Source organism: Parasphingomonas halimpatiens, assembly GCF_036663795.1.
In the GTDB taxonomy this organism is placed as follows: Bacteria; Pseudomonadota; Alphaproteobacteria; order Sphingomonadales; family Sphingomonadaceae; genus Sphingomonas.
In genome coordinates, this window is record NZ_JAXOJP010000074.1 from 1 (window position 1) to 7,540 (window position 7,540).

Below are 7,540 nucleotides of genomic sequence, written 5' to 3' on the forward strand. Positions count from 1 at the left end.
ATTGCGCTCGGACCACCGTTGGCGTTGATTGATGCGCCCAGATGCTGGAGCGTTTGATTTTGCCGCGCTGTTCAGATCGAACGGTGTTTGTGCGTGGTCTGTCACGCCGTCGGGGAGCGAAATGGAACGGCCAATCAGCACGTCGGTTTATGTGACTGCGCCGGAGCGAGCCGCTTTCGAGGCGTATGCCCAACAATTCCTGCTCGACCCAGCGGGCCTGCTGGCTCTACTCTTCGCACGCGAGATGCGAGTCGGGCGACTCCGCGAGCTCATTGAAAAGGACGTGGTGCCAAGTGGCAGCAGAAAACCAAAGATCACTGCACGCCTTCAAGCTTCGGATCACATCCAAGTCAGGGCTCTCGCACAAGAGCATAATAAGAGCCTGTCCGAAGCAGGGGCCGTGCTTGTTCGCGCGGAGTTGAACGAAAAATGGCTTCATCAGGCACTGACGACTCGATTCGAGTCGCGCAGTGACGAGTAATATGTTAACCTCGACGGCGCATGGGATGGAGATGACGATGCACACCCAAGGGATGGCGGTACGTCTGTCGAAGTTCAAAGTCGGCGACTTGGCGTTGAAATCGGCATTGCAGCTCGAGCGGGCGCGCACCGGCGCGACTTACGACAAATCACCGCTCACCGATCTGGCAGAGGCATTGCGCGTTTCTGCCGGCGAGCCTGACGATGCAGGCAAGATTTCCTATATGCGCCCGGGCTATTTCGAACCATTCGAACGTGTGTATCGCTCGAGTGTCGAACACGAGCCGAAGTCGATCGACGAGATCCGCAAATTTTTCGCAGGGGCGATTATCGATATCGATGCGGCTGCTACAGACCATATTAGCGACGCTGATATGGCGAAGCTCGTTGACTTCTGCTTAGAACTCAACAGGGAATTCGTTCGTCGGCCGACGGCGGAGAACAAAGTTGGAAGAAGGCAGCGCAGCATCCCGATTGAGGCTTTCGTCCGCTAAACGGCGGATCGCCGCCTTCATCGAACAGATCGATATTCTGGCTGCGTCGAGCTTCCCGCACGACGACGGGAAGAAGGCGCTCGCCGCCATCCGGGTTCATTGCAAGGGCCTTCAAGCGGATCTCGATCTGCCTCCGGGGATTCGTGCAGACGTCATCGATCAGTTGTGCCTGACTCTGCTCGACAAGGTCGACAATTTTACCGCGATCCTTGGTTTTATCCTGCGCTCGACCAATGTCCGCAATCCCTTCGAGCTTCACTATGCCGTGAAGGAGCTGATCATCCGGACGCTCGGCGAGCTGCCGCTCGGCGAAGAGGTGAGTCTACTGATCTCGTCGGAATGGTCCTACGTGCCATTCACCTACCCGATGAATGCCGATCAGTTGCCAGGCTCAATCCTGATCGGCACGCCAGCGCCCGAATCCGGCAATCCGCTGCTGATCCCGCTCGCCGGTCATGAGGTCGGCCACTCCGCATGGCGCGTCTACGCATTCGGACCCCGTTATTCTCTGATGGTAAGTGACGCCGTCGAGCACGCGCTGAAGCAAAACGTCAAAGCTATGCAAGAACTGCAGACGGCGCAGCCGCTGGGTGCATTGGACAAGGAGCGCATCATCGACCAGTGTGCCGACCATGTCATGCAGCAGCTGGAAGAGGTCTTCTGCGACCTTTTCGGACTGTTCCTGTTCGGCCCCGCCTTCGTCGCGGCGTTCGATTACCTGCTTGGTCCAGGAGGGCATGATCGCACCTTAGATTATCCCAGCGATCGGCAGCGCATGGCTTTCCTTGTCGCTGCTGCCAATGACAGAGGCATCGAGCTTGATCAGGAAATGGTTGCCGTCTGGACTGAAGCGCTTCCCCTAAAGGCGGACCGCGCCGAGGCTGAAATTATCGATGCCGTGATGAGTGAGCTAGTCCCGCGGATGCAGAAGGACCTTTTCGACAAAATCAACAGATCGGGATTCAAACCGCCGCGCTCTGATGTCATCGATAAGGTTCTCGACGCCTACTGCCGCGGCGAGCCCTATCCCAATCGGGTCGAACTCGGCGAAAGCGTTTCCGCTGGGTGGAAGCGTCTCCGGCAACTCGATGTGGCGGAATTTAAAGGTAGGGACGACGAGGAGAAGGAGCGTAATCGTGCCAAGAGCTATAAGGTGTTGGCCGACCTCGTTCTGAAGACGGTCGAAGTCGCCGAATATCATGACCGGGTCGACGGTCATGCTTAACGCCGATGAAATCCGCGTAGCGCTCGGTCACCCCGAAGAGCACGACGATCGCCTCGCCATTGTGCCGACGCCCAGGATCGACGGGCTGGTCTCGCGCGGCGGCACCTCGGTTGATCTGCGGCTGGGGCGATGGTTTCGATCGTTCAAGCCGTCTAAAAGCAGCGAGGCCAAGCTCTGGCTCGAACCCGAGGTCCAGCCAGTACATGCCGACAAGAACGGACTGCCAAGCGAGCGGCAATGGGCCCTACCTGCGCGCGACGCGGTGCGGACGAACGAGCATTTCGTGCCATTCGGCCAGAACTTCGTTCTGCACCCCGGCCGCTTCGTTCTCGGAGTAACGATGGAATGGCTCTCGCTGCCGCGCACGCTGTCGGGATACGTATCCGGTAAATCCTCCCTCGGGCGGCATGGCCTCGTTATCGAAACGGCGGCCGGCCTGCATCCGGGCTTCTCGGGCTGCCTTACGCTGGAACTGGCGAATGTCGGCGAAGTGCCCGTCGCGATTTCGCCGGGCATGGAGATCTGCCAGATATTCCTGCATCGCGTTGCAAAGAGCAAGAGTGACGACCGCGGGACATTTTCTGGTCAGCGAAAACCCGCGATATCGCTGCCCAAACACGATTCGGTGTTCGACCGCCTTCGCGGAGTTGCGCCCCCGGCTGGACCGTCCGGTTAGCGCGGCCGCGATGGGCGATCGGACCGAAATGGTCCTATGAACGCTGGCGTTCCTCTCCATCACTTGCGATCCTTCCAAGGTGCGCTGCGAGTCGGGGGAATTCAGTGACGGCCCAATCAATTGGACGAACGTGCTCCAGACGACGTGCACATGGGTTCGGCAATGTCTGAACAGCCGGAACCGGGAGTAAGCGATCCGATCTTCGACTCCGACACGCCGGTCGGCGGGGTGGGGCTATGCCTTTCGGGCGGTGGCTACCGCGCGATGTTGTTTCATGTCGGCGCCGTGTGGCGGCTGGTGGATGCGGAAAAACTGCGCATGCTCGAAGTGGTCGGATCCTTGGCGAAGCACGAGCGTGAGAGCGCGTTCTGGAGTGCGCGCACCGATATTGCCGATTATAAGCTGACCGACACGTTGCCGTGCCCGCACGACCAGACGAACAAGCTCGCGGCGACCTCGACCCGGCTACGGCAGATGGATGAAACGCGGCAGGAACGCTTGGTCAACTGGGGATACGCCGTCGCCGACGCCGGCATCCGCCGGTACTGGACCAAGAGCGTCAAGGCGCCCACTGCATTCTCCTATCCCGCCTCGGGGGTCGGCTGATGGCGGAGGCGAACTCAGCAGGGCCGGATCCGGCGCTGATTTTCCTCGATCGGACCGACCGGCCGGGCACGCACGTGCTGCTGGTCGGTATCGGGGACTATCCGTGGCTCGAAGAAGGCAGCAAGTATGTGGCGGAAGAGCACGAAGAGGGTGCCCTGGGAATGGGTCAGCTAGCCGCCCCGCCGATATCTATGCGGAATTTGGCCGATTGGTTTCTCGACTCGTTTCAAAACCCCGAGCGGCCGCTTGCGAGCGTCTCCCTGATCCTATCGGAAAAAAGCCCGGCGAAGTACGAGCATGCACGCCGCCTGCCGAATACGGGAGCCGTCCCGCGCGGGACCTTGGACGAAGTCCGGAAAGCAGTTATTGCCTGGAGCAAGCGCGCTTCCGGGCGTCGCGAAAACTCGCTGGTATTTGGTTTTTGCGGCCACGGTCTCCAGGCAGGCAACCCTGTCCTGCTGTGCCGCGATTACAACGAGGATGCTGAAAGCCGGTTTCAGGGAGCGATCGATTTCGAGCAGTTTCGTATTGCATTGTCGACACGGCAGCCCGACACCCAGCTCATCCTCGTCGATGCGTGCCGCATTCCTGACCTTGACGATGCGCAGCTGGGCCAGGCTACGCCCGGCAATCCGTTGATCGATCTGCAAAGCCTAACGAAGCGTGACAATGCGCCGGCATTACAGAGCGTTCAGTTTGCCACCTCCCTCTATACCGAAGCTTGGGGCCGCGACGAAGGTCCAAGCCTCTTTACTGAGGCGCTGCTCAAGGGTCTCGACGGCGGGGCTGCCGAGATGACGGCCGACTGGTGGGTCACTTCCAGCCGCCTGCACACCGTGTTGACCACTTACCTGGCCCGCGCCAGCTCTGCTGAAGGCGTGGTCCAGCGTCCGGCGGCGGCCCAGTCGCAAGATTTCCGCATCTGCAAGCCCGGGCCGATCGCGGTCGATGTATATGTAAGCAGCGTCAACGAACCGGCAGTCTGGCAGGAGCGTTGGCGGCTCAAGGCAATGCGGCCGGGCTTCGAGAAAGAATTTATACATGTCCCCGCGGCCCAGCCGGATCCCGACTTCAAGGAATGGAAGCTGCGCCTGATCAATCCGACGCAACAGCCCGCCGACGTAATCTATAATGTTCATGCAAACTTTGACCAGGGATCGGCTTTTAAGGATTGCGTTGAACCCGTCATCGCCTATCCGCCCGAGGTAACCTGCTTCTTGCCAGTGAGTAAGCGGCCATGATGATCAGCCCCACCGGACTGACGATCAGCTTTGGCGGGACGCGCGGGCGAAGTGACGACAGTCGCCCCGTCATCGCGCGGATCGCGGGGTTCGCCGACGGCTCGGATCAGCTTCTCAATCATGAGCTGGTCGTCCCGGCCGGGCAGAGCAAGGAACAGCGGCTGCCGCAGGGCCTTTATAACGTGCAGCTCACGTTGCCCTCGGGACGTATCATTCAGCGCAACGTCAAGATCGACGTGGACTCGAACGAGACGTATCGTTTCTTCGAGGATTTCGGATCAGGATCGGGTTTCAGCCTGCAGGAATCGGTCGGGCGTGACGACAATGCCATCCTCGCGGATGCTGCGGAGTCCTCAGGCAACACGAGCGAGGCTGACTATCGCGAAGCTCAGGCGAAAGCAGCCTCTATACCAACCGACCGGCAGTTGAGGAGGAGCCGCGACACAGGGCCACGTTCCTTCAGCTCGCAGCGATCCATACAGCCAAACCCGCCGCGCGTGGCCCAGTTGAGCCAGGGGGCTGGCGCGCTGGACCTGGCATCGCAGGAAGCGGGCGCGGCGATTCGATGGTCGGATGTTGATCCTGCCGATCATCAGGGCAACAGCGCGATCTGGCGCCTGCGCGGCGATACGAACGGTGTCCCGACCAGATTGACGCGGCGTTGGGCACGCGTTCAACTCGCCACCGGCGGAGTTGAGATAGTTAGTCTGCCGCTGCCCTGGTTCTGTGTGAGCAGAGATGAATATCTGCCGGCCGACATTCTGGTCGATCCGTCGAGAACGGGCGGCGCCGCAACAACAGTGGCAATACGCGACGAACAGCTGGCGGGGCTCCTGGCCTTTCTTGACCGAGGACAGGCCAGCGCCGCCGGACCGCTCCTGGCCGAGCTGGAACAGGCCAATATCATCGAGCAGACGATCTCGGATAAAATGAGCAATCCCCTTGCGGCCTGTGCGGCTGCCTATGTCGGACTCGCGGTATATCCGCCCAGCGAACGCGAACAGTGGGACCACTGGCTGGGTAACTGCATGAGGCGTTTTCCGGACGTCCCCGACGCGGCGATCGTCCACGCGCGCCGTCTGATCCTCCGCCCGACGGGCTCCGAGGATAATGGAGTCGCGGCGTCCGCGCTTCGTGCCGCTTGTGCGGCGGGCGTGCCGTTTTTCAGCGCCGGTGTGTTTCTCCTTCGGGAAATGCTGACTTTGCTGTCGGCGGATTACGCGGATCTCAGGCCGCTGGTGGAGCGCGCCAATATCCTGGCCAGCCGGGTTGACGCGAGCCAAGCGTTCACCGTCGCCCGCTACGCATCCTCGGGAAAGGAAGCCCAATGAGCGTCTTCCGGTTGTCGATGCTCCCTGCGAGCGAAGGCGATTGCCTTATCCTGTCCTATGGACAGACCGAGGCGTCGCTTCGTCACATCGTCGTCGATGGCGGGCGAAAGGCGACTTGGCCCCACCTGAAAAAGGCGCTCGCTGCGATTGCCCAGCGCGGCGAAGCCGTTGAGTTGCTTCTCCTCAGCCATATCGACGCCGACCATATCGACGGCCTGGTCGAGCTGGTGAGCGATCCGGATTTGCCGCTCGTGCCAAAGGCTTTGTGGTATAACGGCATCGACCAGCTCAAGGCTCTCGCAAAGACGGGCAGGATCAAGGCTTTCGGCATCAAGGCGGCCGACATCTACAGCAAGACGATCGTGAAGAAGGGCTGGCCCCTCAACGGCGTCGCGGGAGGCAAGGCAATTCTGGTGGAGGACCTGTCTGCGCCATTCGAGTTTGCTGGCCTCACGCTCACCCTCATATCGCCGGATGCCGACAAACTGGAGAAGCTTTTCAAAGACTGGCGAAGGGCGCTGATGCCCGTCGTCCGCCGCGCGGTCACTGCCGCGACGGGTGCGCTCCAGCCCTTCGGAAAGCGGCCGATGCCATCGACGCTCGATCCGGAAATCCTCAGCTCGCCGAGCAACATCGACACGACACCGCCGAATGGCTCCAGCATCGCAATGATAGCCGAATATGACGGGCGTCGGGTGCTGTTGGGTGCAGACGCCCATCCCGATATTGTCCTGCAGAGTATCGAGCGCATTGCCGGTCCTGGGGCGACCCTGAAGGTGGATCTCGTCAAGCTGCCGCACCACGGCAGTCGTGCAAACATCACGCGCGCAATCATCGAGAAGCTCGACTGCGACCGTTTTGCGATCTCGACCAACGGAACCGTGTTTGGTCACCCCGACCCGGAGGCGATCAGCCGCCTCCTCAAGTTCGCACCGCCGCGGGCCAAGACATTGTATTTCAATTATCGAAGCGATCGTACTGAGCCTTGGGACGTAGCCGCACTTAAGGCCAAATATGGCTATGCGTGCGTGTTCCCGGAAGCAACCGACGTGCCGCTAACGATCGATATTTAGGCGATCCGCCGGCGGACTTCCCGAGGTGCCGCAGTGACGGTAGAGCGCATTGTCGGCGCTCGCGACGCCAGCGGCCCATGGCTCAGGCCTCCCGATCGGCGGTCGCCCTCACTTGAGCGCCTGCCGCCTCGATCTGTTCAGCAATTCCGCGCGGCGTCAGTTTGACGCCTTGTCGATCGGCAAGCGTGAGGATTGCCTCCTTCGCGTCATCACGCGCTTGTCGAACTTCGCCAGAAGAGAACTGACACTTTTGGAGCAATGTTTTGATATTAAATTCAATATCTTGATGCGCAATTTCCGTGGCCTGCTTTATGGCCCACTGCCGCGACCGTAGCAGCGGTTCGAGTGCCGCTGGGGCTGCATCATCGTCGTCTCAAATCATACCAAATCGTCGCGAAAGGCTCAATATGTCTG

At 60.5% G+C, this 7,540-nt stretch carries 9 protein-coding genes; all 9 read left to right on the plus strand.

Features of this window, described 5'->3' with window-relative positions; all coding sequences use genetic code 11:
• Positions 1-121: 121 nt before the first annotated feature.
• Complete coding sequence (locus U1839_RS26465; protein WP_332806549.1) at positions 122-481, plus strand: hypothetical protein; 360 nt, start codon at positions 122-124, stop codon at positions 479-481.
• A 25-nt stretch (positions 482-506) separates the two neighbouring features.
• Positions 507-974: a hypothetical protein gene (locus U1839_RS26470; protein WP_332806550.1), complete on the plus strand. Its 468-nt coding sequence runs from the start codon at positions 507-509 to the stop codon at positions 972-974.
• The gene (locus U1839_RS26475; RefSeq protein WP_332806551.1) at positions 928-2,199 is read left to right on the plus strand and encodes a hypothetical protein; all 1,272 of its coding nucleotides are present in this window, start codon (positions 928-930) and stop codon (positions 2,197-2,199) included. Before U1839_RS26470 ends, U1839_RS26475 begins: the two co-directional genes overlap by 47 nt.
• Positions 2,192-2,875 (plus strand): dCTP deaminase, encoded by a 684-nt coding sequence (gene dcd, locus U1839_RS26480; protein ID WP_332806552.1) that lies wholly within the window; start codon positions 2,192-2,194, stop codon positions 2,873-2,875. Before U1839_RS26475 ends, dcd begins: the two co-directional genes overlap by 8 nt.
• Positions 2,876-3,037: 162 nt before the next feature.
• Positions 3,038-3,481 (plus strand): hypothetical protein, encoded by a 444-nt coding sequence (locus U1839_RS26485; protein ID WP_332806553.1) that lies wholly within the window; start codon positions 3,038-3,040, stop codon positions 3,479-3,481.
• Positions 3,481-4,722: a caspase family protein gene (locus U1839_RS26490; RefSeq protein ID WP_332806554.1), complete on the plus strand. Its 1,242-nt coding sequence runs from the start codon at positions 3,481-3,483 to the stop codon at positions 4,720-4,722. Before U1839_RS26485 ends, U1839_RS26490 begins: the two co-directional genes overlap by 1 nt.
• Positions 4,719-6,053, plus strand: coding sequence for a hypothetical protein (locus U1839_RS26495; RefSeq protein ID WP_332806555.1), 1,335 nt, complete (start codon positions 4,719-4,721; stop codon positions 6,051-6,053). The genes U1839_RS26490 and U1839_RS26495 overlap by 4 nt, the downstream gene beginning before the upstream one ends.
• Positions 6,050-7,126, plus strand: coding sequence for a ComEC/Rec2 family competence protein (locus U1839_RS26500; protein WP_332806556.1), 1,077 nt, complete (start codon positions 6,050-6,052; stop codon positions 7,124-7,126). The genes U1839_RS26495 and U1839_RS26500 overlap by 4 nt, the downstream gene beginning before the upstream one ends.
• 49 nt (positions 7,127-7,175) lie before the next feature.
• The gene (locus U1839_RS26505) at positions 7,176-7,460 is read left to right on the plus strand and encodes a hypothetical protein (protein ID WP_332806557.1); all 285 of its coding nucleotides are present in this window, start codon (positions 7,176-7,178) and stop codon (positions 7,458-7,460) included.
• Positions 7,461-7,540: the final 80 nt, after the last annotated feature.